The organism is Terriglobus aquaticus, from assembly GCF_025685415.1.
GTDB lineage: Bacteria > Acidobacteriota > Terriglobia > Terriglobales > Acidobacteriaceae > Terriglobus > Terriglobus aquaticus.
In genome coordinates, this window is record NZ_JAGSYB010000001.1 from 2307887 (window position 1) to 2333257 (window position 25371).

General features: G+C 62.5%; 19 protein-coding genes. 7 read left to right on the top strand and 12 right to left on the bottom strand.

The features are described from left to right. Nucleotides 1–3: 3 nt before the first annotated feature. Nucleotides 4–1806, top strand: a complete 1803-nt coding sequence (locus OHL12_RS09715; protein WP_263413623.1) for a hypothetical protein — start codon at nt 4–6, stop codon at nt 1804–1806. An 18-nt stretch (nt 1807–1824) separates the two neighbouring features. Here the strand turns inward: OHL12_RS09715 and OHL12_RS09720 are convergent, their stop codons facing one another. From OHL12_RS09720 to OHL12_RS09765, 10 genes are all read right to left on the bottom strand, one after another. Next, nucleotides 1825–3012: a glycosyltransferase gene (locus OHL12_RS09720; protein ID WP_263413624.1), complete on the bottom strand. Its 1188-nt coding sequence runs from the start codon at nt 3010–3012 to the stop codon at nt 1825–1827. Continuing rightward, a complete protein-coding gene (locus OHL12_RS09725; RefSeq protein ID WP_263413625.1) occupies nt 3002–4414 on the bottom strand; it encodes a glycosyltransferase family 4 protein in 1413 nt (470 codons plus the stop codon). Before OHL12_RS09725 ends, OHL12_RS09720 begins: the two co-directional genes overlap by 11 nt. Beyond that, complete coding sequence (locus tag OHL12_RS09730; RefSeq protein ID WP_263413626.1) at nt 4411–5685, bottom strand: glycosyltransferase family 4 protein; 1275 nt, start codon at nt 5683–5685, stop codon at nt 4411–4413. Before OHL12_RS09730 ends, OHL12_RS09725 begins: the two co-directional genes overlap by 4 nt. Continuing rightward, a complete protein-coding gene (locus OHL12_RS09735; protein ID WP_263413627.1) occupies nt 5682–6266 on the bottom strand; it encodes a WcaF family extracellular polysaccharide biosynthesis acetyltransferase in 585 nt (194 codons plus the stop codon). The genes OHL12_RS09730 and OHL12_RS09735 overlap by 4 nt, the downstream gene beginning before the upstream one ends. After that, complete coding sequence (locus tag OHL12_RS09740) at nt 6263–7492, bottom strand: glycosyltransferase (RefSeq protein WP_263413628.1); 1230 nt, start codon at nt 7490–7492, stop codon at nt 6263–6265. Before OHL12_RS09740 ends, OHL12_RS09735 begins: the two co-directional genes overlap by 4 nt. Then, nucleotides 7489–8700 (bottom strand): glycosyltransferase, encoded by a 1212-nt coding sequence (locus tag OHL12_RS09745; protein WP_263413629.1) that lies wholly within the window; start codon nt 8698–8700, stop codon nt 7489–7491. The genes OHL12_RS09740 and OHL12_RS09745 overlap by 4 nt, the downstream gene beginning before the upstream one ends. Beyond that, nucleotides 8693–10048: a hypothetical protein gene (locus OHL12_RS09750; RefSeq protein WP_263413630.1), complete on the bottom strand. Its 1356-nt coding sequence runs from the start codon at nt 10046–10048 to the stop codon at nt 8693–8695. The genes OHL12_RS09745 and OHL12_RS09750 overlap by 8 nt, the downstream gene beginning before the upstream one ends. After that, a complete protein-coding gene (locus tag OHL12_RS09755; RefSeq protein ID WP_263413631.1) occupies nt 10041–11681 on the bottom strand; it encodes a lipopolysaccharide biosynthesis protein in 1641 nt (546 codons plus the stop codon). The genes OHL12_RS09750 and OHL12_RS09755 overlap by 8 nt, the downstream gene beginning before the upstream one ends. Next, nucleotides 11678–13993 (bottom strand): GumC family protein, encoded by a 2316-nt coding sequence (locus OHL12_RS09760; RefSeq protein ID WP_263413632.1) that lies wholly within the window; start codon nt 13991–13993, stop codon nt 11678–11680. Before OHL12_RS09760 ends, OHL12_RS09755 begins: the two co-directional genes overlap by 4 nt. Before the next feature lie 62 nt (nt 13994–14055). Then, the gene (locus OHL12_RS09765) at nt 14056–14958 is read right to left on the bottom strand and encodes a polysaccharide biosynthesis/export family protein (RefSeq protein ID WP_263413633.1); all 903 of its coding nucleotides are present in this window, start codon (nt 14956–14958) and stop codon (nt 14056–14058) included. Nucleotides 14959–15179: 221 nt separating this feature from the next. Between OHL12_RS09765 and OHL12_RS09770 the strand changes: the two genes are divergently transcribed. The 6 genes from OHL12_RS09770 to OHL12_RS09795 all read left to right on the top strand — a co-directional run bounded on the left by OHL12_RS09770 (nt 15180) and on the right by OHL12_RS09795 (nt 21924). Beyond that, nucleotides 15180–16397, top strand: coding sequence for a glycosyltransferase family 4 protein (locus tag OHL12_RS09770; protein WP_263413634.1), 1218 nt, complete (start codon nt 15180–15182; stop codon nt 16395–16397). An 8-nt stretch (nt 16398–16405) separates the two neighbouring features. Next, nucleotides 16406–17701, top strand: coding sequence for a glycosyltransferase family 4 protein (locus OHL12_RS09775; RefSeq protein ID WP_263413635.1), 1296 nt, complete (start codon nt 16406–16408; stop codon nt 17699–17701). Continuing rightward, nucleotides 17698–19239, top strand: coding sequence for an FAD-dependent oxidoreductase (locus OHL12_RS09780; RefSeq protein WP_263413636.1), 1542 nt, complete (start codon nt 17698–17700; stop codon nt 19237–19239). Before OHL12_RS09775 ends, OHL12_RS09780 begins: the two co-directional genes overlap by 4 nt. A gap of 2 nt (nt 19240–19241) precedes the next feature. After that, a complete protein-coding gene (locus OHL12_RS09785; protein ID WP_263413637.1) occupies nt 19242–20249 on the top strand; it encodes an aldo/keto reductase in 1008 nt (335 codons plus the stop codon). A gap of 81 nt (nt 20250–20330) precedes the next feature. Continuing rightward, on the top strand, nt 20331–21458 hold the full coding sequence (locus OHL12_RS09790; RefSeq protein ID WP_263413638.1) for a mannose-1-phosphate guanylyltransferase: 1128 nt from the start codon (nt 20331–20333) through the stop codon (nt 21456–21458). 202 nt (nt 21459–21660) lie between these two features. Then, nucleotides 21661–21924: a helix-turn-helix domain-containing protein gene (locus OHL12_RS09795; RefSeq protein ID WP_263415111.1), complete on the top strand. Its 264-nt coding sequence runs from the start codon at nt 21661–21663 to the stop codon at nt 21922–21924. 950 nt (nt 21925–22874) lie between these two features. On the opposite strand, the gene OHL12_RS09800 is transcribed toward OHL12_RS09795, so the two are convergent. Continuing rightward, on the bottom strand, nt 22875–24395 hold the full coding sequence (locus OHL12_RS09800) for a response regulator (RefSeq protein ID WP_263413639.1): 1521 nt from the start codon (nt 24393–24395) through the stop codon (nt 22875–22877). 95 nt (nt 24396–24490) lie between these two features. Continuing rightward, nucleotides 24491–25129, bottom strand: coding sequence for a response regulator (locus OHL12_RS09805; protein ID WP_263413640.1), 639 nt, complete (start codon nt 25127–25129; stop codon nt 24491–24493). Nucleotides 25130–25371 lie beyond the last annotated feature (242 nt).

A 25371-nucleotide genomic window follows, 5' to 3' on the forward strand; every position in this document is an offset into this window, starting at 1 on the left:
AACATGCCACGCCTGCCGTTCATGCAGCACAATGCGCTTTCTGAAATCATTCGTGGTCTTCTGCTGTGTCTCGCAAGTTCCGCCGGGCCGCTGTTTGCGCAGGACGGGTTGCGGATCACGTATGGCCAGCAAGGCATACAGACCCTGGCTTACCGCGGCCAGGTACTCGAAGACGTAGGCCGCTATCCCGAAGACGCTTTTCACATCTGGCACATGAAGAGCACGGACCTGGCGGGCCGCCCATTGAGCGACGGCGAGCATGGCTGGGGAGAAGCGACCAAGCGGCGCACCTGGAATGCAGCCACGCACACCTCCACCTATGAGTTCGGCTGGGGAACCATCGTTACTGAGTTCAACCAACAGGGCGACACGCTCAACGTGACCGTAACGGAGGTGAACCACACCGGGAGTGGCATCCGCTTCGCCGGCGCCACGCTGTATCCGTTTGCGTTGCATTTTCCGCGGCTGCCGGCGGGCTTTGCAGACGCACGCAGTCACCAGTTCGCATTCAACACGACAGGTCCGAGCGTCACCGTCGCGGACTTCGGTGACGGTGAGGTTGCCGCCGTTGTTCCCGAGGTGACGAAGCCCCTGTACAGCGGCTTTCAGCCCCTTGCTACACCCAACGCATACACCGCGCTTGTCAGTTCCACCGCCCCGGATTCGTTGGCTGTGTTTGAACCTCACCGGGACAGGTCCATCGAACCCGGGCAGACGGATCGGTTCACCGTTTCGTTCCGCTTCGCACCCTCGGGAACGCCCCGGGCGACGATCGGTGCTGACGCGTATGCGGCATGGGCGGCGCATTGGCCAGCCCGCCTGCACTGGAGCGATCGCCGCATCGTTGGAACGGCGTACTTGGCAAGCTCAGCGCCCGGCGACCGCAGTCGACCGGCTGGGTACGCCAACAACCCCCGTCGCTACTTCAACACCGGCGACAGTCATGACTTCGACATTCGATCTGCTGACGGCATCGTCAAGTTTCAGCGCAGAGTTCTGCAACAGGCGGCCGACATCGTCACCAATCTCCGCCGGCTACACGCACAAGGTGTCATCACCTGGGACGTGGAGGGCGAAGAGTACCCCATGAACACTAGCTATGTGTGCGCTCCCGATCAGATCGCGACGATCGCGCCGGAGATGGAAGCCGTCGTCCAGGATCCACAATCGAAGTTCCAGGGTATGCGGCTGGACGATGCCTACTTCCGAACCATTCGAGACGCAGGCTTCCGAGTGGGTGTGTGCGTTCGACCGCAGAACTTTGTGCGGAGCGCTGCCGGTTCGGCGGAACAGGTCTCGCTTTCGAGCCGGGCAGACATTGCTGCTTTGCTGATCCGCAAAATGCGCTTCGCCCACGATCGCTGGGGTGCGACGCTCTTCTATCTCGACTCCACGGTGGATCCGCGTGGAGCTGTACTAGACGCGTCCATTGTGCAGCAAGCCGCGGCGGCCATGCCCGATTCCCTGCTGATTCCGGAAGAAAGCACGCCTGCCTTCTACGCGGACACCGCGCCGTTTCAGAGCTTTTTGTTCCACGGCGACCTGGGCACACCCGCGGACATTTACGCGATGTATCCATCGGCGTTCAGTGCCAACCTGGTGAACGACGTTGGCGCCGCGCAGCTCGAGGCACATCGCGCGGAGCTAACCGAAGCGATCCGCCGCGGCGACATCCTCATGGTGCACGCGGACTCCTGGCACCCCAACAACGATGTGGTGCTCCGCATGGTTGCGGACGCGGCGGACAGCGGAAAGCGGCATCGCGCAGGAGCGGCACCACACAGCACCGGCGCGCCTGCGAAATGAACGGAACGCACGCGTCACTTAGCGTTCCGGCACGGCTGGCAATCGCCGTTCCAGAGCGGTCTGCATGGTCTGCGCGCGAACCTGCCACGTGTTGCGGTAGCTCTCTTTCCACCGCAGCGCCTCGTGGCCGTCGCAGAATCCAGATGCACGCAACACTTGCAATGCAGCGACCAGGTCGTTCGCATCAGAGACGAGCCGAACCAGCGGTTCCTTGCGCAGCAGTTCCGCGAATCCGCGAGTGGCAATAATGGGCCGACACGACGCCAGGTGCTCGTAAAAGCGCGTGCTGGAGCCAGAGAAGGTAGGTTCCCGCTGAAAGTATGGCAGGACGGCAACGTCTATGGCGCGCGCGTAGTGCACCAGATCGCCATACGGCTTAGCCCCGACAAAGCACGCGTTGCGGCAGTACTGCACCTCCTGCCGAGCGTGCAGGTGCTCCGGGTCGTCCACGTCGTTGCCCACCGGACCCACAAAGAGCCACGTGAGCCAAGGCGTTCGCTGCACGGCTTGCAACAGCAGCAGCCAATTCACATTGCTTCCCATGTTGCCCAGCACACCAGCCACTGGCCGCTTGCGATGCGATGCCGCCTGTGGCAGCTCGCGAGCCTGCAGCAAGGGTGCAGGCAGCAGGTGGGCCGCACGCACTCCGTTGGGCAGCACCTGGATTTTAGCGGTGTCGCATCCAGCGTCCTCCACCAGGTAATCCCGCAGCCGATCGGAATTAGGGCAGACAAGGTCGGCCCTGCGGCACAGCCGTCGATCCAGACCGCGAACATCAATGCGACCCGCACTGGTGTAATCGGCGATGCGGTCAGTGAGCCAGTACACCACTGGCCCTTGCCAGCGCTCCGCCACGGGTGCCAGGAACGGTGTGGTGCAGACAAGAACGTCACGCTGCGCATCGGTGGCGTGTGAAGCGATTCTGCGGCACACGCTGGGTCCGAGCCGTGCCAGCGCGGACAGATGGGGCCTCGCATAGCCGGGCATGCGGCCGAAGTGTTGAATGTGGAACGTCGGTGTACGGCGCACCGCGGGCTTTTTGGGCAAGTCGATCCATCCCGCCAGCCAGCGCGCTTCAGGCTTCCACCCAAGAACCGGGACATACTCCGAAAGCGCACACGCGAGTTCCTCGTCCAACGCCGCGGAGAGTTGCAGCAGGTGCCAGGTGCGGCATGCCTGCCGGGGCGCAAGCGTTTCAAGCTGCATCGCGATACGCCACCGGCTCTGCATCCAGTTGCAGGCGTTGCGTGTCGTACCTGCGAAGTGGCGCCAGCGCCCTGGTCAGGGCCTCGGGTGCAATATTGATTGACCCGATGAGCACGATCCAGCACTCTTCGCCCAATCGCACGTGCATGGTGCACCCCGGATCATTCAGGACGCGAAAGCGATGCGTTGCGAAGCGGCGTTCTCCCAGCTTCAACTGCACGCTCGCGATGTCGAGCTGATCGCACGCTCGGCGAACCAGCTTCCAGCAATCTTCGGCGTTCGCAGCACGCATCAGACCCCGGTGCATGTCTTCCAGGTGAATCTGCTGACGAACCGCGCGGCGTATTAGCGTGTGCGAGAGCATGCGCTGCGCTACGCGAAACTCCACGTATTTCAACTGGTGCACACCGGCCCCGACCATGGCCACGAACAGCACCAGAAAGACAAGCGCGGGCCAGTGCGGCAGTTGAGACTGGACGACTGCAAGGCATGCGAACAAGGCGCAGCAGCCGTACAGCAGAAGCGCGGCATGCCGCGTAGAAAGGCCCAGGTCCTGCACGCGGTGATGGATGTGGCCATGATCACCCTGCGTGATCGGGGCTTCGCGCAGCAGCCGCCGGCCAATGGCAAGTGTTACGTCCACCAGCGGCAGACCCAGCGTGAACAGCGGCCCCAGCATGCCCCAGCCGCCTAGATGCCCGCTCCACACCAGCCCCAGACATCCCAGCAGAAAGCCGATCGTCAGGCTGCCGCTGTCGCCAAGAAATACCGATGCCGGCGCAAAGTTGAATCGCAAGAACGCCAGCAGCGCTCCGGCAAGTGGTGCGGTCGCAATGGCAAGCCCGGTGTTTCCGGTCAGTAGCGCCACGCTCAGCGTCGTGAATGTAGCGGTCAGGCCAACGCCGGTCGCCAGACCGTCCATGCCGTCAATCAGGTTCACGGCGTTGGTGCAGGCCAAGAGCCAGATCACGCTCAGGACCCATCCGATCCACACCGGTCCGTGGTGCAGCGTGAGCCGCGCACCCAGGCTGACGGCAAGCACCGCAGCCACCGTCTGCCCCATGAACTTCTGCCGCGCCCTCAGGTTCAGCAGGTCATCTGCCAGCCCCACCAGGAAAATGAGCAGGGTTGCGGGAAGCAGTGCCGTGAACAACGGCCGATGCTGCACATACAGCGAATAGCCACGCGGCAGCAGCAGGTACGCAGCACCCAACGCCGCAAAGTAGGAAAGGACCACGCCGATGCCTCCGCACCGCGGCACCGGAACCGCGTGCAGCTTGCGGTCCGTATCAGGCTCGTCGACCAGACCCTTGCGCAAGAACAGGTCCCGGCACGACGGTGTGAGCACGATACAGAAGACAAAGGCGAGCACAGCGAGCACAACGAGCATTCCGAAATTCATGCATGCTCTCCTTCGCAGGCGCGCGCCACCGCAGGCAAGGAAACCTCAGACAGGCTTACCTCAGACAGGCGAGAGTTCTTTGCCTTGCTGGTGGCCGTCGCTTTGACAGGCTGTTGTTCCAGAATGCGCGCGATGCGTTCCGTCCCCTGCGGCAGGTCATAGTGCTGCAGTAGCGCGGCCCGTGCACGCCTGCCTGCTTCGAGTACTTCGTCGCGATGTTCCGCCAAGTGAAGCAGGAGGCGTGTCAGCCCGGCGTGGTCGCCGCCGTCCACCTGCCAACCGCAGCCATGTTCGCGAATGTGCAGCGCCGGTGTGGCATCAGGCGGTCCCACAAACAGGATGGGCCGCCCGGACGCCATGATGCCGTACACCTTGCTCGGCACCACCAGGCCCGAACATGCGCTGTCCTGTAGCACCAGCCCGATGTCGCCCAGCGCAAGGCCTTCGCTCAGCCGGTCGCGCGGCACATAGCCGCGTTCCTCCAGCGAGTGAATGTCGTACACCGCGAGGTATTGCTTCAGCTCTTGGCGACGTCCTCCACCACCGACAAAGATGAAGCGAAAACGCGGATCCCCGCTCAGCGTCAACATGCTTTGCTGCAGCGTCTTCACTTCGTGCGCCAGGCCCAGATTTCCTGAGTACAGCAGGACCAGTTCCCGCGACGACCCGGGCCGTTCCATGGGCATAATCGCCGCGCTGTTGGACCAGTTCTCTGCGATGTGGATGTGCTCGGCAGGAATGCCACGGCGCACCAGCCGCAGCTTCATGCACCGGCCCAGGGAAACAATGCCGTCCGCGTGCCTGCGCGCGCTGTCCGCGACCGCTCCCACAACGCGGTCGATCACGCCGCCTGGCGCTACCTTGCCCAGCTCGGTTGCAACATCGGGATAGATGTCCTGCTCCCAGATGTAGTGCCGCGATCCACGCAGGGTCTTGGTCACCTGCCCGACCATTGCGATCAGCGGCGGTGTCGTCAGCGATACCACTACGTCCATGCGCGGCAGGCTGAGAACGCGAAGAAAGGCGAGCGGATAAAAGCTGACGTAAGAGAAGAAGCGCTGCAGCTTTCCGCGCGAAAACGCCAGGCTGCTCAACCGGTGGACCGTTACGGGAGGCGCGTCCGTCGCAGCCGCCTCGGCATACCCGCCACGGCTGGAGACCACGTGGACCTCGTGCCCGCGATGCGCCAGCGCGGTAGTCAGATCGGTGAGCTGCTGGCTCGTCGCGGAGGAGTCGGGCCAGAAGAATTGATTGATGAACAGCATCTTCATCGCGCCACCTCGTTTCGGGCCGGAACGGTTTGCTTCAGCACACGCCGCCGGACAAACGTAGCTGGGTTGCCGGCAAAGATTTGGTAATCCGGCACAACGCCAGTGACCACTGCTCCGGCAGCAGCCACGGCACACACACCGAGCGTTGCGCCGGGACCGAGAACGCTCTTCGCCCCTGCCCACGACCCATCCATACAGAGCACAGGAGCGATACGCAGGCCAAACGCCGGGTCGCTCCAGTCGTGATTGCCGGTGCAAAGATACGTGCCCTGCGATAGGCAAACGTTGCTGCCGATGCGCACCGTGGTCAGATTGTCGATCCAGCAGTCCTCGCCGATCCAGGTGTGGTCTCCGACCACCAGAAACCAGGGATACTTCACGCGCACGCCTGGCTTGATCACCACGCCGTTGCCGATCACCGCACCGAATAGGCGCAGCAGACTTACCCGGAGTCCGGAGCTCGGCAGGCCCGATCGAGTAGCTCGATAGCCCACCATCAACCACAGAGCGCGCTTCCAAAACGGTCCAGGCTCGTACCAGGCGTTGTCGTAGCTCGAGAGTCGAACATCGCAAAGGTTCACTGCAGCACCTCCACGCTGGCCGGCAGGGAGGCCCCGCCCAGCCACAGGTACACTTCGGCCATCTGGCGCGCGATCGCAGACCACGCGTACCGCCGCAGCACCAGGTCACGGCCGCGTTGACCGGCTTGCGCGTTCATCGATCTCGTCTGGCTAAGCACGGATCTCAGGACGTCGCTCAAGACGTCTTTACGCGGCTCTGTCAGCCATCCACACTGGCCGGTTTCGATCTCCGGCATGTTGCACTGCGGAGTTGCAATCACGGGCGTGCCAGAGCCCAACGCTTCCAGGATAGCCACGCTGAAGCCTTCGGAATGCGACGGCAGAACGAAGCATTCCGCGGCGCAGAGAGCCGCCCACTTCAGCCGGCCCTGCAGCATGCCGGTGAACGTGACGGAACCGCGCGCGCACTGTGCCGCCGCAAGAGCGTGCAGCGCGAGTTCATATCCGGGCTCGCCCGCACCAGCGATCACCAGGTGAGCGTCGGGACATTCGGCCTGCACCCGCGGCCACGCACGCAGCAACACGTCCGCGGCTTTCTTCGGGTGCAGCCGGCTTAGAAAGAGCACAATGCGCCTGTCCCGCAGTTCCGGATAAATCGCGAAAAAGTGCGCTGCCGCAACATCGCCTGGAACTTCCACTCCATTGGGCACAACGATAACCGGCACATCTCGGGTGATGGCGCGGTAGCTTTCCGCCTCAGACCGTGTCAGCGCATGCAGGCACGCGGCTCCTCGCAGCACGCGGTGTTCGATCAGCGCGGCATAGCACTGTTTGCGGAATCGATGCTGCCGCAGCGACCACGGCTCCAGCATGCCGTGCGCGGCCACACACAACGGTTTGCCGGCGTAGCGGGCTGCACGCAATGCAACGTGCGACGCCGCAGTCCACAAGCCGTGTACGTGCGCACCGTCGCAGAATCGCATCAGCTCCCGCATGTCCGCGTCGTGCCTGCCGCCCGGCAACCACGCTCCGCGCGCCCGGGGAAAGAAGTGGATCTGATCCGGTTCTGTCTGCCAAGGCACGGTTTGCTCATCCGCCCGGCACAGCGCGGCGATGGGAGCGTCCAGCCCGCTCCAGCGCAACGCGCGCGACAGCTCCGGAACGGCCGCGCTCACACCGCCATAGCGAGGATGGATATCGGTGAGCACCTGCAGCCATGTGGCAGCTGTCGGGGCCGCGTCCGGAGCTTCGCAGGCATGGAGCCCGGTCTCGACCACGGCGTTCATAGCGCCTCCTCCTGCGGCCAGCGCTGAGCGTGTGCCTGGATGCGATCGACCACGCTCGCAACTTCAAGCCCAAAACGCCATGGGCTGAAGTCCCGGATACGCTCGCGCGCTGCCCGCGCCATCGCTGCACGGGTTGCCGGCGTATGCTGCGCCATGCGGTGCAACGCCAGGGTGAGCGCAGGCTCGTTCCCGACGGGAACGATCTCGCCACATCCGCTATCCCGCAGCAGGTCGTTAGCGCATCCGCAATGGTCGGTCGCGATCACCGGCAGCCCGGATGCCATCGCCTCGTTGACAACCAGTCCCCACGGCTCGCGCGTGCTTGCCAGAACGAATGCACTCGCAAACGCATACAGCGGCAGGAGCTGCTTTGCAGTACAAAGTCCGGTGATGCGGACAGAGTCCCCGATCTCCGAACGGGAGAGCGTCTCTTCCAGCAAGAGGCGCTCCGGCCCATCACCCGCCAACACCAGGTCCCACGTGCCGCCCTCTGCACGGTACTGCAGCCACGCTCGCAACAGGCCCGCCACGTTCTTCTCGGGTGCGAGCCGGCCGACGTAGAGAAAGTAGCGTTCCCGCAGATTGTGCTGCTGCGCGGACGAGGCACGGCGTGCCTCCGCCGCTCCCGCTGCGAAGTAGTCGTTGTCCACTACGTCATAGAAGCGTGAAACACTCTCCGGCGCGAAGCCAAGCTGCCGCAGGTATTCCGCGTGGTCGCGCCCTCCAACCACGGCACGATCAAACAGGGCGCGCAGCATAAGGCGTTTCAGCAGTTCCCGACCCGGACGCCGCGCGTGGTCATAGGCCGCACTCTCCGTCATCAGGATGCTGATACGACCGTGCAGGCGCGCCCACAGCGCCGCTGCGATGCCAGGCAGCGTGTAGTATCCGGGCACCAACACCGCCTCCGGGTTCAGCCGGTCCAGTTGACGCCACAGCATCCACGCCAGCTTCCAGTGGTTCGCGGTCGACCAGTTCCCTTCCGGCATCAGTGTGGTCACCGGCAGGTCGCCGGGCAGATCGGCGCGGAACTTCAATCCCGCATGCACACCTACGCCACCGACCAGTTCCACTCCACTCACGCGTCCGCTGAGGGTAGGTGCAGAACACAGGCCCTGCATTCGCGCCACGTGGTAGGGGTACCAATCGATCCAGATCACCGCGACGCGGCACGCCCCGCCACCGCCGCTCTGTTTGAGATCAGGCATGCTGGACCTCCTCATGCCTGATCGCCGCAAGGCGACTGCGAGTTCCCGGGGCGGGTTCGCCGGCGGAGCGGTCTTCGCGAGCTGCCCAGCGCCACGCCAGCCATGAAGGAATGACCAATTCCAGCGTGCGAAAGATCACGGCTTCCATCGTTTGCATCACCAGGTAAATCGACAACGCGGCAAGCGCGGTGTAGAACCCCATCCAAGGTCCCTGCTCCGTGATCGATTTATGCCAGACCGCACCGTAGCACCAGCCGATCAGGCCAAAGAGCGGAACCGCCAGCCACCAAACCTCCAGCCACAGATCGGCGATGATGCCGGGTGCCGAACCCGGAGCGCCATTCCATCCCAGCGCATCGCCGAAGCCTTCGCCTGTGCCGGCGTTGTACAACAGTTCCGGCACACCGAAATCCGCGTACTTGTTGGGCCAGATCGAGGTAGGCACCGGACGCACAAAGATTTGTGCAAGATACCGGCGCATCCAGAAGTAGTGGTCGCGCTGCTCCGCGCTCAACACGGCACCGCTGCCGTAGATGTACTCGTTCCCGGACTGCGGCTTTTCGAGGATGTCACTGACATCGCTGGTCATCTCGCGATCCGACCCGAGATAGATGTTCTGGCGATTGGTGACCAGCAGAAGCACAAAGAAAGCAAGAGTTCCTGCAATCGCAGCGGACGCCAGAATGGGCGGTCGCGTGCCGCGTGGAAGATACCAACTGAGCAGCGCAATGACCGCCAGGCCAAACGTGGGGCCGCGCCGCCCCATCAGCAGCGCGCTCGCCAACCATGGCAGGGCGAAGCCGGCGATCAGCAGGAACGACGGCAGCCGTGGAGCTCCGCTCGCTCGCGCCATCACCGCTAACGAAACACCGATCAGCAGCAGCATTGCGCCATCGCGCACATACCCGTTGTCATCCCAGCCGCCGCTGTAGGCCGCACTGAAGGCATTGCGAAAGCCGCCCACGTTGATGATCGTGACCATCCAGCACGACAGGCCGACCGTCCCCAGCACCCCAGAGGAAATGAGTAACCGCTTCTGCATGCGAGTTGGTATCGGCGCCGATGCAGGATCCGCTGGCCGTGCGCGCGTGCCGGCCAGCAGACATCCGCATATGCACGCCACGGTGCCCAGCAGGTACAGCGTTTGCACATGGACCAACTGGTCGCGGTCAAAGAACGCATCCAGGCCGCCGCTGCTCAGCAGCTTGAACGGCATCCACGCATACAGCACGCCCATCATCGGCGCCAGCAGAAACATGGGGTGCAGGATGTCGCGACTACCGTCGTAGGCAACGGCCATGCCGAGCACCAGCACAACTGCGGTACAGCACAGCAGAAGCTCAAACATGCGCGCGCTCCTTCTGCCGGATGCGAAACACGCGATCCCGCACTTCCAGCAGTGCCGACCGGGATGGAATCCAGTGATGCCGTTTGCCTAGTGCCGCCAGCCATAACAGTTGCATTGCCGCCAGCAGGATCATGCAAACCGTGAGCGGACCGGTGTACCGCGGCTGCCACGCGCGAAGCAGCGCCAAGCCTGCTAGAACGCTGGCGCCAAGAGACCCGAGATAATACGCGGTACGCATCCCCGCTGGAACATGATCCTTGCGCTGCAGCGAAGTGAGAACCAGCGTGGCCGAAATCAGGTGCGCCGCCAGCAGGATCGCCAAGCCTTGCCACGCTCCGCCTCCATGGAAGAGCAGCAGCGTCGCAGCAGCTCCCACGCACACCGCCCAAGCCGTGTTGATCAGGCCGGCCCACCGAATGTCCACAATGGTCAGCCGCGCCGAAGCGGGAGCGTTGCTCATGTGTGCCACCGCCAAGGCCAGCGCCACCGCCAACGCACCCTGCGCGGAAACATACGTGCGGCCATACAACAGCCGGAGCGCCCACGGAGCGATCACAATTCCAACACACGCGATGCCGAGCCCGACCGCACTGGAAGCGAAGCTGGCCAGCGCCATGACGCGATGCTGTGATCGCTGCTGCGCCGCAGAATCCATCTCTTCCGGCGCAGCCATCACGGCATAGCTGCCCTCGGTGAGCAGGCCCGGCACCACGCCTGCCAGGTTGCGCATCTGGCTGGCAATGGCGAAGAACCCCACCTGCACCAGAGTGCGGTCCGAGCGCGCGATCAGCGTAGTCAGCCACCAGCCCGCCAGGTTCGCCGCGACCATGCCGGAAAGCTGCACCGTGCCGAAGCCCCACACCTCCCGCAGCATAGTGCATAGCCGGCCTCGCCGGCTCACTTTGCCACGCAAAGCGAGCGTTCTGTTCAGCAAGAGGCACACGGCAACCGCCGCGAAACATACACCTGCCTGCAACAGCACCATGCGTGCAGCGCTGCCCTGCCGCGCAGCCATCGGCAGAGCCAACAGAAGGCCTGCCCCTACCAGTACCGACAGCAGCAGCAGCGCGGCCACACGCCGCTGGCCTACAAAGAAACCCCGCGCGCACTCCAGAACAATCATGCCCGCGGCAGACAACGAAGCCCACCGCAACAGCCCCGCAAGGCCGGGCTTTTGCAACAGGTGTGCCAACGGCACCGCGCCCGCCCACAATGCAGCGGTCGCCATCGCGGCCGAAACCAGCGCCACAACCGCCAGCGCGCGAGCGAGCGATCCGTACTCGTGCGAGCTATGGGGATATTTGCCGGAGAAACGCGTCGCGGTGGCACCTATGCCGCCCGCCGCATAGGTGCTCACGTTATTCGCTGTGCTGATCGCCAGCGAGTACGAACCGAACACCGCCGCGCCGCCCAGGCGTGCCGCCAACACGTTGGCTAGCAGACCGGTTCCGCGCTCGACCATCAAGGCGGTGGTCAGAGCTGCTGTGCCTTCTACCCAGTGCTGCTTGGTAGCTGCCGACAGCGCGGGCACTGCCGGCATGGCAGCCGCCGGTTGCACAGCGCCGATCGCCACGCCCGGACCCAACAACGGCTCGCTGACCGTTGCCTCCGCTACCGCTGCGCCGCCGATCATGCGGCCGCCACCTTGCTGCCGTCCTCGTCACCTTGATAGCGCTCGTAGGACTTGTAATAGTCACGAAGACCTTCGCGCGTCGGCGTAAAGCTATTCAGGATGGTGCCCACGATCGGGATGCCGTCGCTGTCGAAGATGTCGCGAGCCGCCTGCGCTTGATCCACATCAGTTTCATGCGCGCGTACCACCAAGATGCCTCCGTCGCAACGGACCGCAAGCACGCGCGCATCGGCCATGTGCAGCATCGGCGGCGTGTCGACCAGGATGATGTCAAATTCAGTCCTTAGCCGGTTCAGCAGCTTCTCCACATTGGGCGAGTGCAACAGCTCCACGCTGTCTTCCGAGCCGCCGCCCGCCGGAATGATCGAGAGATTGTGGATCGGTGTTTGCCGGTACAAACTTCCTGGCGCGGCCTCCGTAACATCGATCTCGCCGCGCAAGAGGTTCCGCAGACCAAAGTCCATGCGCATGCCGAAGGACGCGTGCAACCTGGGCTTACGCAGATCGCCATCGATCAGCAGAATGCGCAGCCGTGTGCGACTCAACGCAACGCCCAGGTTCGACACCACGGTCGTTTTTCCTTCACCATCGCTTGCGCTGGACACCGCGTAGACCTTGCTCTTCTTCTGTGCGTCCGCCAGCAGCAGCGAGAATCCCGTGCTGCGGTAAGCCTCCGCGGTGATGGACGAGCGGTCCTCCCATCGTGTCAGCGCGACCGCTTCGCCCACCTGCGGCATAGCTGTGTCCGCAGTGCGCAGCGATGGCACTAGGCCGTACGACGGGCGCGTTCCCGCCACCGTGGTCCGCGTCGCGTGCGGAATCACGCCCAGTTCCTGCACCTGCAGCAGGGCCTGGGTTTCGCCCGGCAACCGGAACACGCGGCGTGTCCGGTCTCGGTACAGAAACATGCCCGCGCCCAACACACCCGCCAAGGCGAACCCGGCTGCTCCATCTGCGGTACGGTTCGGCGAAGCAGGATTTAAGGACGGGCGCGCCGGATCCACGATACGCACCGTAGAGCCCTGCATCGCCGAAGCGAAACCTGCCTCTTTCGCGCGCTGCAGCATGGTCTGGTACAACTGCTGCTCGCTCTCGAGCTCCCGCCGCAGCAGGCTCACTTGCGCAGCCTTTTGCAGGTCTGTCGAAACCGTCGCGAGTTGTGCGTTGTAGGCGGCCCTCAGCAGGTTCTCCCGATGCTGTGCCGCGGTCAGCTCGCTGCTTTCGCGGCTGGTGCTGCTGGACCGCGACGCCGCAAGGCCTTCCTCCGCTTCCTGGATCTGCGACCGCAAATGAATCACCTTCGGATTCTGTTCGGTCAAGGGCGGAACGATCTCCGCCAGCTTTCCGCGCAGCTCTGCCAAGCGCGTTTCGTATTGCCGATAGGTAGGGCTGTCCTGCACGCCGGGCAGGCTGTCGATGGCTGCCGTGTGTGCAACCGCGATGTTCGCTTCGCGCTGCATACGATCTGCCTGCGCCTTGACCAGCTCCTCTTGCAGCTCGCGCAGCCGCTCTTCACCTGTGCTGGAAGTCTCCTGGCTTAACATCAGGCCGTTGCCGCCCACGGCTGCTTGCAGCTTGCGTTGCGATTCCTCTGCCTTTGCTTTCACGTCAGCCAGTTGACGGGTCAGCCACGCGCTGGTCTTCTGTGCCTCCTCGGCCCGGGTCTCGATGTCTTCGGTCTCGAATTCGCGGATCATCTGGTTGCAGAAACGCGCAGCAATATCGGGCCGGGTGGATTCACAGGAGAGCTCGACCAATCGCGTCATGCCCAGCGGCTTCACCTTGACCCGTTTGGAGGTGTCGCGAACCACATCTTCAAACCGCAGTTGCGAATGTCCAGGTACGTGCAGGCGCTGCGCCGTTCGTTGCAGCACATCGGAGTTGGTTGGCGTGACACTCTCACCCTGCGCGAGCAGACTCTGAATGGTGCTGTCGATCAGCGTGTCGCTCTGCAGCAGCTTGATCTCCGTCTGCTGCTTCACCTCATTCGGCTCAGCGGTGCTTCCATCCGTGCGCGCCACGGCACGCATGTTCATAAAGTCGCCGTTCAATCCCTCGATGTCGACCGATGCGCGTGTGCGGTAGAGCGGCCGCTGCAGAAGCGAAAGCGCGAGCGCCACCACGCACCCGGCGACTGCGCAGCTGAGAATCGCCATCCAGTGGCGACGCAGCACCTGCACGTACTCCATCAGAAGGCTCGACTTAGGATCTGCCGAGGGTACCGGGATTGCGCGTGCCGGTGCGGCGTCGCGGATCCGCGACGTGGGCGACAGAACAACGTGATTGGATTCTGAGGTAATGATCTCGCCCATCCTTGAGTTCCGCTTCAATGTGTCGTCAGTTCAACGCCGTCTGTGCAACACCGCAAGGCGCATCAGCGGTAAATCAGCATGCCCGTCGAGATTCCGATTGCCGCTTCGATCACCCGCTTGGACGAAGCCTTCATCGCGCTGTTCGGAATGAACAGAATGTCGTTTGCCATGAGTGGCTGATCCGCAGCTTTGCCAGCCAGAATGCGGTTCGCGTCCACTTTGATTTCGAGCGGCGTTGCATTGTTCTCCACGCGTCGGAGAATGCGGGCGTGGCTGGCCGCGGCATCCGGCGTAAACCCCTGGGCCAGTGACACAGCCTGCGCCACCGTGAGCGCACTGTTCTGGTTCAGCGCAAACGCGCCGGCGTGGCGAACATTGCCGACGACATATACCAATTCGGCACGGGGCACTGCGATCACATCGTCCGGCATCACCAGGATGTTGTCGCCCGGAACCTTCCCGGACATGATGTTGTTGATCGGGATCGAAACGCTGCTGTCGCCACCGGCGAGCGAGGTACTGGCACCCGGCGCGCTCACCTTACCCCACTGCTGTTTTCGGGTCACCACCACATCTGGCCCCGCATCCACCGCGGCGCCTCCCGCCAGCGACAACACCTCTGCGAGTCGTTTCGGACCCTGCATCTGGTACACGCCCGCGTGAGCCACAGATCCCAGCACCGAAACCGGGCGGCTCTGGTACTCCGTCACGTTCAGCGTGACCTCTGGCGACTGGATGTACTTGCTATAAGCCGCGGTCAGCTTTGCCTTGATCTCTGTAGCGGTCATACCGGCCACATGAGTTGTGCCGATCATGGGCAGATCCAGGTTGCCGTTCGGGTCGATGCGGATCGGCTCTTTAGGCAGCTCGTCCAATTCACTCACGCGCAGCACAATCTGATCTCCCGAACCTAACGCCACTTCGGGCTCAGGAGCATCGCGGCGTTGCAGCGCCGGCTGCGCCATCGCACTAGGCAACAAGCACAGGAGAAGGAGTGAAGCAGAGATGCGGAGCAGCCTGGTAGTTATCCCAGGTAGGTTTCTATCCTGCATATGGTCCTTATACCTACATCGGCTTTCTACTTATGTCGCCCACGTCCATCGTGCGTGTGGCCATCAGCGACAGCGTTGTAGGCACACACCGCGCATAGTTATGGATAAGTTGTGCACTTCACTCTGGAGCGGGAATGATCGGATCGACCCTGGAGTTATCTGGTGACGACAGAACCTCGACCGGCACACTATCACCGTCGGTCCAGCCGGATCACACGAGGCCGCTGAAGCTGCTCGCGTACGTACACCTCCGCAACATTCACGGGTCTACCGGCGCCGGACGCACCGCGCGACAGATCGTGGAGCACCTGGCCGTGCGCAACGACACAGAGTTGCGCGTGCTGGCAGACGCAAATGACGCGAAGCGCATTCTGCCGCTGGTGCAGAAGCCCTGGACCGAATACAGCTATTCCCTCTTTTCCGCGGACACTAGCCGTCAACAGGCGCGTTGGTTCTTCCTGGACCGCCCGAGAGCCGAGGCGTACTGGCCCGATGCCGACGTGGTGTTCTGCACAGGCGAATCGTATGTGCCGGCCACAAAGACTAAGCTCGCCATGACCGCGCACGATGCCGGATACTTCGAATCGGCAGCGCACATCCGCGACTGGACTTACTGGAAGACACGCCTCAAATGGGAACTGCTGTACAAGAAGCTCGAGCGGCGGGTCGATATGTTTCACACCGTGTCCGCTTTCTCAGCGGAGCGACTGGCGCACTATTTTCCCCAGATCAAGTCACGCATCCGCTGGGTTTACAACGGTGTAACTCCTCACTTCTTCGAGCCGGTGACCTCCGCTGGCCGCGCCTACATGGAACAGAGCGGGCTGCTTGATGACACCTATTTGCTTATCCCTGGCGGACTGCATTTTCGCAAGAACGCCGAGCTGATTCTGCAAGCTGCTCCGCTTCTGCTCAAGCGCTTTCCTCGCCTGACGATCGCGGTGGTGAACCACACCAACCCCGTCTACGCACAACGCAGCCAGAGCCTAGGACCTCGCTTCCGCCTGCTCGGCTTCGTTTCCGACGACGCTCTGAAGGCGCTGTATTCGTGTGCCGGCGCAGTCTGGTACCCCTCGCGGTACGAGGGTTTCGGGTTGCCCATTGTGGAGGCCATGGCATGCGGCGCGCCGGTGGTTGCCAGCAACAGCACGTGCATCCCAGAGATTGCTGGCGACGCCGCGTTACTTGCCGACCCGGCCTCTCCGGCAGCGCATGTGAAATCTATCAGCCAACTGCTCACCGACGAACGGGCACGTCTCCAGTTTGCGCACGCGGGCATTGCACGCGCTCAGCAGTTCACCTGGCAGAAGTGTGCGCGTGAACTTCGGGGCCACTTCGCGTCGCTTCTCTAATTCGAGCCATGCAAACTCACCCATCCAACCAGTGGCAGTTCGTACTTGTCCACGGCGGCGCCCGCGACAGCTACCAGGTCGCCCTCGCGCTCCATGAGGCAGGCCTGCTGCGAACGCTCGTTACCGATCTGTTTGCTTCAGAAACGGCTCTGCAGCGTTGGTCCAGGTTCATCCCTCCAGGACTCCGCTCGCTGCTGGAGGCGCGCTCCGCTCCGCTGCCGTCCACACACGTTCAGCAGCACGCGATCGCAGGGCTGCTGGCGGTCGCGCTCGAACGTTGGCGGCACGTTCCGTTCGCATTGCGGCGTTCGGCTCGCCGGCTCTCAGACCGCCGTCTTGGAAGAGCGGCGGGTCACCTCGCCGCCAGCACCGGGTCTCGCCTGCTGGCGTACAGCTACTTTGCCGCGCCCGCCTTTAGCGCGGCTGGCAGCGCCCCCTTGCTGTTCCAGGTGCATCCGCATCCACTCACCGTCCGTCGCATCCTGCACGACGAACGCGCGCTGCATCCGCAATGTGCATCCTCGCTAGATCAGGAGTGGGAGCTTGCATTACCCGAGCACGATCTAAAAACTCTGATTCGCGAATCGGAAACGGCGCACGCGTATATCGTTGCCTCCAGCTTCACCCAGAACAGCCTGATTGAGCACGGCGTACCAGCACACCGCATCACGGTCGTGCCCTACGGTGTCGATCTGCAACGCTTCCATCCCCGGCCCGCGCCTCGACTGCACGACGGTATCCTGCGCCTGCTCTTCGTCGGGCGCATAAATCAACGCAAGGGCCTGCTGTACCTTCTGCAAGCGCTGTCTCAACTGAGCGATGTCAATCTGCACCTGACCATCTGTGGCCGCGTCGTAGATGATCTTCAGCTCTTCCGCCCCTTCGCCGACCGCATCACCCTGCGTCCGTCCGTTTCGGCAAAAGAGCTCGCGGCCGCCTACCAGCAGGCGGACCTCTTCGTTTTCCCCTCTCTTGCAGAGGGCTTCGGCCAGGTGCTTCTGGAAGCGCTCGCCAGCGGCCTGCCCATCCTTTCCACTACTCACACCGCAGCTCCCGATCTGATCGAAGACGGTGTACATGGATGGATCGTTCCACCTCGTGACGTCGATCAACTGGCCCATCGGATCCGCTGGGCAAGCGAACATCGTGACGATCTTCATACCATGGCTGCGGCCGCGCGGAGCCGAGCGGAACTCTACACCTGGCAGCGCTTTCGCGCGGGCGTAGTTCAGTTCGCCCTGCAGCATGCAAGGGCAACGGTCGCCACATCTCCTGCTTCCGATGCGGAACTGGTGCAAGTATGATCTACGACCTGCTGCAGCAATCGCCGGCAGCAGCGCCGCACCGCAGCGACGTGTGCATCGTGGGTGCCGGCGCGGCGGGCATCAGCCTCGCCGTGCTGCTGAGCCGCGCTGGCAAACAGGTCACCCTTCTGGAAGGAGGCGGCATAGCGCCAGACTCCGAGAACGACTGCTTCCAAGCAGGCGTGAGCGGCCTAGCCTATCGCGGCATCCGAGAGGGCAGAACTCAAGGGCTCGGCGGAACGACCGCGTTGTGGGGCGGTCAGATCCTGCCCCTGGGCGACATCGACTTCGAGCATCGACCTTGGATTGCCGGTAGTGGATGGCCTATTTGCAAGGCAGACCTATTGCGCTTCTACCAGCAGGCCCTTGAACTCGAAGGGTTGGCGAACACCGTCGCCCCGGATGCTGCAGTCTGGGCCCGCATCGGTGCGCAGCCACCCGCTTACCCCGGCATGCGCACATATCTTTCGCGCTGGTGCCCGGAACCCGACTTCGCCGTGTTGCATGCCGATGCTCTGCGGCACGATCGCATCCGCGTCTGGATGAATGCCCGCGCCGTCAGTCTTCATCGTTGCGGCGAAGCAGTGCGCGGAGTTACTGTCCGCACACCGGCAGGCGCCGAGCATACCTTCCGAGCCGAGCAGTTCATCTTCTGCCTTGGAGCGATCGAATCCTCTCGCTTCTTCCTGCAGGAGCAAGAGGGATCGTTACCGTGGAATCAGAGCGGTCTGTTGGGACGGCACTTCCAGGATCATGTCGATTGCGACGCCGCAACCCTGGTACCCCGCGACCCCGCCGCACTCAGCCGATCGTTCGACGCCATCTATGTGCAGCGCCAGAAGTATCTTCCCAAGCTGCGGCTTTCCGAGTCCGAGCAGATGCGTCGCTCTTTGCTCAACGTCGGTGGCACCGTCTACACGCCACAACAGCAGGACTCTTCGCAGCCGTTGCGACAAGCGGCGGGAAGTCTCCTTCGCGGCAAGTCACCCAAGGAAGGTCTGCTCTTCTCCGTACGCCACCTGGGCCAAGCTCCATCTCTCGCCCGCCAATCGTTTCGCTATCTCGTGCAGCATCGGGGATCGCTGCAGACCCGGAGGCCGCTTACTTTGCGGGTTCACTGCGAACAGGAGCCATGCGGCAACAGCACCATTCGCCTTGCGCACACGAAAGATCGGCTCGGCATGCAGCAGGTTGAGGTGCATTGGGTCATTGCCGATCGAGAGTTGCAAACAATCCGAGGCTTTGTGCAGACGGTTGCGCAGGCGCTCGCGCCGATCGCGATTGTGGAACCTCATCGCGACCTTTTGCGGAAGACGGCGGATTTCCGTACCCACTGCCAGGACAGCTTTCATCACATGGGCGGCATGCGCATGAACGCCTCCGCGCACGCGGGCGTGGTGGACACCGACCTGCGCCTGCACGGAACGGCGAACTGCTTCGTCTGCAGCACGGCCGTGTTTCCAACCTCTGGATTTTCCAATCCCACTCACACACTGCTCGCGCTGACCGCCCGTCTCGCCGAGCACATCTCGCGGTGACCATGCAGACGCTTGCGCTCCCGGGGACCGGCCAGCAAACCACGCGCCTAGGCTTCGGGTGTTCGGGGATCGCCGGCGGCACGGATCGTCGGCATTCCCTGCTGCTGCTTGAAACAGCATTCGACGCGGGCATCAGGCACTTCGACTGCGCTCCCATGTACGGATTCGGAACCGCCGAGGGGGTTCTCGGCGAGTTCCTGCAGCGCCATCCGGGCTGCGTCACCGTCACCACCAAATTCGGCCTCCTGCCAGGCCGCCAGCATTCCCCTGCCCGCATCGCGCGCTCTGTTGCACGGCGGGCATCGCGCGTGCTGGGCGGGTCCAAGTCATCGCAAAGATTCGCAGAGCCCTTGCGCAAGGCACGGTTCAATGGAGAAGCAGCCGCTCGCGCGCTCGCCACCAGCCTGCGGCAGCTCCGTGCGGAACACATCAATCTCTATCTGCTGCACGAAGCGACATCCGATGATTTGCGCGACGAGTCTCTCCTTCACTTCCTGCAGGAACAGGTGCGACAAGGCTCTATTGGCGCCTTCGGTGTGGGGAGTGCGCGATCCGAGCTCAATGCACTGCAGTCCCAGCAGCCCCACTACTGTGCCGTTGTGCAGTCGGAATGGTGCCCGGGCGAGCCAGCCACCGTTGCCGACGGCTCGTTTCGCATCACACACCGTGGTCTACAAGGCAGCTGGCAAGATATCTATCGCCGGCTGGTTCAATCGCCGCGAACACTCTCCGCCTGGTCCATTGCGGTGGGCATCGATCTGGCCGAGCAGGCAGTCTGGCCCCGCCTACTTCTGCGTGCCTGCCTGGCGGTCAACCCTTCTACTCTTGTCCTCTTCTCCACTCGATCGCCATCTCATCTGCTCGCAAATGTTGCCGCTGCGCAGGACTCCTCATTGACACGGCCCGCCACTTGCTTGCATCGGCTTCTGCAAAGTAACCGGGGTGACTTACTCACAATAGTAGATAGTCGGCAGGCTACAGTGTCGCTCGCGAGCGGAAGAACCCCATAACTTCACCAGGCGGCGGGTCTAATATGAGAGTCCTTATTAGCTCTGACTGGCTTCCGCCACATCCCTTCCGGAGATACGTCCATGACGATCACCTCTTCTCTCCCTGCTTTTATCCCAGTAATCCTCGCGGGTGGCAGCGGCACGCGGTTCTGGCCCCGCAGCCGTCGTGCTCGCGCCAAGCAGGTGCTTGCCCTGGATGGCGAGCGCACAATGATCCAGCAGACAGTAGATCGCCTGCTGCCTTTGGCTTCGCCTGATCGTATGTGGGTCGTCGCCAACAACGGCGTTGCAGAGGCGATCAGCACGCAGTTGCCTGACCTTCCAAGGACGCGGCTGCTATGTGAACCAGTCGCCCGGAACACCGCACCGGCTTGTGGCTTGATGGCTTTTATTGCGCTGCGCGAAGATCCCGATGCAGTCCTCGGCGTTTTTCCGTCCGACCAGGTTATTCGCGGAGAAGCTGACTTCGTGAACACCCTTAAACGGGGGATCGCACTTGCAAGCTCCGGGCCTAACATCGTCGTTCTTGGGATTGATCCAACTCATCCGGAAACCGGCTATGGTTACATCGAGCTCGGCTCAGCGCAGGACCTCCACATTTCGGGAGCGCGCCCCGTCCGTTCCTTCACTGAAAAGCCGGATCTCGCCTCCGCACAGCAGATGCTCGCCAGCGGACGCTACGCCTGGAACAGCGGAATGTTTGTTGCGCGGGCTCAAACGCTGTGCCAGGCGATCGACGAGCATGCTCCGCATATCTCCGCTACGCTCCAGGCGATCGCCGATGCATACGGCTCTGCCGAGTTCCCGGAGATATTCGCCGCGCTCTATCCTTCCTGCCAAAACATCAGCATCGACTTCGCGGTCCTCGAACCGCAGTCCCGCAAGCGCGACCACTCACACATGTACTGCTTCCCCGCGAGCTTTGAGTGGAAGGACCTGGGTTCGTGGTCTGCACTGCATGAGCACCGCAGCGCCTGTGCCTGGGGCGACGCCGACCACAACGTCGTAGAAAGCCCAGCAACCAGCGCCTTTCAGTCCCGGGGTAACTACGTCTATGCACCCGGGCGCCATGTTGCCCTGCTTGGGGTGCAAAACCTTGTCGTTGTACTTACCGACGACGCCGTACTCGTGACGACCAGGGAACGTTCTCAGGATGTCGCCAGTGTGGTTCGGAGTCTGTCCGAGGCTGGACATACCAATCTCTTGTAACTCTGCGGATCAGAAAAAAGTCAACTTGTAACAAAGAACTAGGTGATTACCTAGTCGTGGGATCGACAAAACGTGGTCTACTCTTTTCACTCAGGCAAAAGATATTCCAGAACAAGCCTACTTCCAAAGGAGATGATGAATGCCGATCCCCCGTCTGCCCTATCCTCCACCAAGTGGCCGCCCCAACGGGCTACCACCCACAATGGTGCCGACCTTCACACCGCAGCCATCTACTGTCCTTGAAAGGCCGCTTCCGCGCGATGTTAGTTCTCGCTTCGGGGTCCGGCTACGGGAACTCCGCCGTCAACACAACATGACGCAGTTGCGGATGGCTACCGTCTTTGGCATCGACCGCAGCTTCATCAGCGACGTTGAGCGTGGCAGAAAGTCGATCTCGCTCCCCATGCTGGAAGTGATTGCATTGGGAATGCGCATCTCTCTGTCTGACTTGCTCCGCGACCTGTAAATCCCCTATGCAAAGGGCATCCCTGCACCAGGGCTGCCCTTTGCTGTTCCGCCACCATCCATCGGCCCTCCCGGATGAGCTACAAAATTGCAAGCTCTTAGAAGAGCTTCTGGCCTGCCCGTCCTAGCGTCCGCAATTAAACCACCTCCCCTCTGTGGGGAGGGTAAGTGCCAGCTGCGATACTTACTCGAATTCGCCAGGCGTATCTAGTGCGAGTTACTGCGCGAGTGATTGCATCGCTGAAGCGTTTTTAGCGGATCTGCAAATCTCCAACGAGTGGACCTGACTTGGCCTTTCAAGAGCTAACATCATCGTCTAACGCCGATCTTGCATGGGCGTTTTTATGGCTCACCCTAGAGACAACTCCAGTGCCCACGCACGACAAATCCCGCTAACTTTGAATTGTGTCTCTGGTATCGGCGATGGTTCCACTCGCCGAGCTTTCACCAACGAACCATCGCATCAGGCGGGGCCCTATGAGCACAGCAGACGCAATTTCTCCATCGACGATCCTGCAGGTGTCCAACGATGCTGCGCTTGCGGAGAGCCGGTGCCTCCTTCTGCGATCCGCAGGCTGGAGCCCCGAGACGCGTAGCTCCCAGAGCTTCAACCCCACGGACCTCAGCCGCTGTCACGTTCTGCTTCTGTGCCAAACCGTGTCTTTGCAGACGCTCGGTGCGATCACTCGATCGATAGACGCGTGCAGTCAACTCAGGCCGGCGGTCGTACGCATCGCGTGGGGCAGCGAAGCAACCTACGACGTCCGCTACACGACCCTGCTGGCACCGGTCGCACCCGCTGAGTTGCTCGATGTCATCCAAAGGGCACTGGCCGCAGGTGGACGTTCCACGATCCTTCTGCCGCGGCCGTCGCAAGCTCTGGCCCAGGCACGTGCCTTGGCGTCCGCTCTGGTCGAAGTCTCAACCGGCCCTCCAGCGGCTCACAACCACTCAGCGTGGTTGGGTTGAAACAGGAACCCGGACCACCACGGTGGTCCCCTGGCCCGCTCGCGACACCAGTTCCAACGATCCGCCGACCAGGCGTGCCCGTTCCTGCATGCTGATCAAGCCCAGCCCACCCCGGCCACGAACGTCCTGCACAGAGAAGCCCGGTCCATCATCCCGCAGATGCATCAGCAAGCGGTCAGTCCCCTGCAGCAGTTTCAAGCACACCGAAGCCTCCGGCGCGTGCTTCAGGACGTTTTGCAGTGCCTCCTGCGCAATGCGGTACAACGACGTTGCCACATCCTGCGAAAGCCCCGTCGCCGGAGCCACGTGAGCTCGGATGGTCAGACCCAGTTCTCTGTATTCACTGATCAAGGATTGCAGTGCCTCCGCCAGACCCAGGTCCGACAGGATCGACGGATGGAGCCGATGAGAAATGCCGCGCATCTCGCTCGCCAGATCCTGCAGGGCATCCCGCATGGCCTGAACTTTCGCCTGCGCTTCCGGCGGTACCATGTCCGGCAGCTCCGACATCTTCCAGCTCAGCAGCGCCACGCGCTGCCCGAAGTCGTCGTGCAGTTCTCGGGCGATCCGTCCGCGCTCTTCTTCCTGGGCCACCAGCAGGTGACGCGAGAGCGCCTGCAACTCCTCCCGCGTCTGTCCCAGGGCTTGGCTGGTCATCTCAACCTTGGCCTGCAGAGCTTCCTGCTGCTCCTGGACCATCTGTTCGGTCTGCAGCAGCGCGCTGATCTCCACAAATGTCGTGACTGCCCCCAGAATCTGCCCTCGCTCCATGATGGGTGAGGCTGCGTCCTCCACCGGCAGCATCCGTCCATCTTGCGTCGCCAGCAGAAAACGCCGTTTCGGAATGGACGAACGCTCGTGAATCGCCTTCCGAAGCTGGCATTCTTCCAGCGCCTTGCCGTCCATGCTCGATAACGGATAGATCTCCTCGATGTCGCGCCCCAGAGCCTCAGCTTTCGTCCATCCTGTCATCCGCTCCGCCGCTGGGTTCAGGAACCGGACCCGACCTTCCGGATCCGTCGCGATGACACCATCGCTCAAGCTGCACATCGTCGTGGAGAACCAACTGCGTTCCGCAAACAGAGCCCTCGTCAGGTTGTGCTGATTCAGGGCGATGCTTACGGCGGCATCCAGCTCTTTCGGACGGAACGGCTTATTCAGAAACCCATACGCACCCGACGCTTTCGCCCGGATCAACGTCTCGGTATTGGTATTGGCCGTGATGAAGATGACCGGAGTCCCCCACCGTTGCCGGACTTGATCCGCCGCCCACAAACCGTCTCGGTCGCCGCGCAATTGAATGTCCATGAGCACCAGGTCAGGCTGGTGACGCTCTGCCTCCCGCAACGCTACATCTGCGGAATCCGCAACGGAGGTCACGATGTAGCCCAGTTCCTGCAAGCTGCTCTCGATATCCATGGCGATCACACCCTCATCCTCCACGATCAGGATTCGCGCGCCGGCGTCGTCGTCCGTGTGTCGGGTGATGTGTGTTCGTACCATGTCTCTTGCTTACTCCTGGCGCTCGGCTGCCGACGTGGGTGCATTCACCGAAGGGTCAATGCCCGCACCTTTTCATATGCCCATCTAGGCACCCGCTACAGTGAGACGATTCCGTGCGCGATCGCATACCGAGTCAGCTCCGCCGTCGTGCGAAGGCCGATTTCATTCATCAACGCCGTCTTGTGGAACTCCACGGTCTTGGGCGAAATGTTCAGCGCCATTGAGATTTGCCGCGTCGTTTTCCCTTCTGCGACCAGTTGCAGCACCTCGCGCTGCCGCGCCGTCAGACCGTCAGTCCTCTGGCGCTTCTCCTCGCGCAATTCGGAAACGGGTGCAAAGCCCACCAGCGCCTCCAACGCCGGAGTCACATAGGTCAGCCCTACGGCAGCACGGCGGATCGCAATCAGCAGTTCATCACTGGCCGACTGCTTTGATACGTACGCCGAAGCACCGGCCCGAAAAGCCGCTCGCAGGTACTGCGGATCGACCTGTTGCGTCACAAACACAAGCTTTGTTTGCGGCAGCGCCCGGTGAATTTGTGTAGCCGCCTCGATTCCGTTGAGTTCGGGCATGCTGATGTCCAACACGACCAGCTCCGGGCGCTGCCTCATGGCCTCTTCCACCAGTTGCCTGCCGTTCGACACCAGGCCGATCACGTCATACTCGGCACGCAACAGGCCCGCTATCCCCTTGGCCAGCAGAGCATGGTCATCCGCAATCAGAACACGCTTCATCGCCGGATCCCCCGCGCAGCGCTTCAGTGTCTGTCAGCAGTCGTACATAGCTGTGCGCGCGTACCCTTATGTATCAGCAATCCAGCAAAGAAGAACCTGGGAAATTCCCTAGGTTACCCCGGCCGCCATGACCGGAGCTCTGATCCTTGATTGAGGACAGCTCTACCACTGCGCCACGCTGGGCACGGCGTCCGGGCAGACCCTGCCCGCGGAGGTTCCGCCTCAAAAAAGGCCGCCGCCCC

Coding starts and splice junctions, on each gene's coding strand:
- OHL12_RS09715 (WP_263413623.1), top strand. CDS start 4: ATGCCACGCCTGCCGTTCATGCAGCACAATGCGCTTTCTGAAATCATT.
- OHL12_RS09720 (WP_263413624.1), bottom strand. CDS start 3,012: ATGCAGCTTGAAACGCTTGCGCCCCGGCAGGCATGCCGCACCTGGCAC.
- OHL12_RS09725 (WP_263413625.1), bottom strand. CDS start 4,414: ATGAATTTCGGAATGCTCGTTGTGCTCGCTGTGCTCGCCTTTGTCTTC.
- OHL12_RS09730 (WP_263413626.1), bottom strand. CDS start 5,685: ATGAAGATGCTGTTCATCAATCAATTCTTCTGGCCCGACTCCTCCGCG.
- OHL12_RS09740 (WP_263413628.1), bottom strand. CDS start 7,492: ATGAACGCCGTGGTCGAGACCGGGCTCCATGCCTGCGAAGCTCCGGAC.
- OHL12_RS09745 (WP_263413629.1), bottom strand. CDS start 8,700: ATGCCTGATCTCAAACAGAGCGGCGGTGGCGGGGCGTGCCGCGTCGCG.
- OHL12_RS09750 (WP_263413630.1), bottom strand. CDS start 10,048: ATGTTTGAGCTTCTGCTGTGCTGTACCGCAGTTGTGCTGGTGCTCGGC.
- OHL12_RS09755 (WP_263413631.1), bottom strand. CDS start 11,681: ATGATCGGCGGCGCAGCGGTAGCGGAGGCAACGGTCAGCGAGCCGTTG.
- OHL12_RS09760 (WP_263413632.1), bottom strand. CDS start 13,993: ATGGGCGAGATCATTACCTCAGAATCCAATCACGTTGTTCTGTCGCCC.
- OHL12_RS09765 (WP_263413633.1), bottom strand. CDS start 14,958: ATGGCGCAGCCGGCGCTGCAACGCCGCGATGCTCCTGAGCCCGAAGTG.
- OHL12_RS09770 (WP_263413634.1), top strand. CDS start 15,180: ATGATCGGATCGACCCTGGAGTTATCTGGTGACGACAGAACCTCGACC.
- OHL12_RS09775 (WP_263413635.1), top strand. CDS start 16,406: ATGCAAACTCACCCATCCAACCAGTGGCAGTTCGTACTTGTCCACGGC.
- OHL12_RS09780 (WP_263413636.1), top strand. CDS start 17,698: ATGATCTACGACCTGCTGCAGCAATCGCCGGCAGCAGCGCCGCACCGC.
- OHL12_RS09785 (WP_263413637.1), top strand. CDS start 19,242: ATGCAGACGCTTGCGCTCCCGGGGACCGGCCAGCAAACCACGCGCCTA.
- OHL12_RS09790 (WP_263413638.1), top strand. CDS start 20,331: ATGACGATCACCTCTTCTCTCCCTGCTTTTATCCCAGTAATCCTCGCG.
- OHL12_RS09795 (WP_263415111.1), top strand. CDS start 21,661: ATGGTGCCGACCTTCACACCGCAGCCATCTACTGTCCTTGAAAGGCCG.
- OHL12_RS09800 (WP_263413639.1), bottom strand. CDS start 24,395: ATGGTACGAACACACATCACCCGACACACGGACGACGACGCCGGCGCG.
- OHL12_RS09805 (WP_263413640.1), bottom strand. CDS start 25,129: ATGAAGCGTGTTCTGATTGCGGATGACCATGCTCTGCTGGCCAAGGGG.